The organism is Calyptranema fuscum S582 (genome assembly GCF_055793305.1).
In genome coordinates this window covers 1-333 of sequence record NZ_JBSLYH010000149.1, presented here as the reverse complement: position 1 = coordinate 333, position 333 = coordinate 1, and the positions used below count along the sequence as shown (strand labels likewise).

Sequence of the window (333 nt, the reverse complement as noted above, 5' to 3'; positions counted from 1 at the left end):
ACGAGTAATAGCCCGGATCCAGTCGAATCCAACCTTTCCCTGGACAACCTTGGGATGCGCCATTAGCCATTGACAGCGTCGCACTAACAGAGTTTCCAACGCATCCAAGTCGTCAAACGCTTGATTAGCCACCGCTTCCCTGAGCAACGGCCAGACACACTCGGTCGGTTGCAGTTGAGGGGTGTAGGCGAGCAACGGAAATAAGATGATCCCGTCGGGTAACTCTAAGCGTTGACTCATATGCCATCGCGCCTGATCAACCAACAACACAATCAGTTTGTCTGCCTTAGGATTGTGTTCTGCGGCAAAGGCGTGAAGGGCTAAGCTCATGAC

The 333-nt window shown here is 52.6% G+C and carries 1 pseudogene; it reads right to left on the bottom strand.

The window, feature by feature from the left end:
• Positions 1-333, bottom strand: a pseudogene (locus tag ACR6Z4_RS32265) (IS630-like element ISAva6 family transposase); the annotation flags it as partial.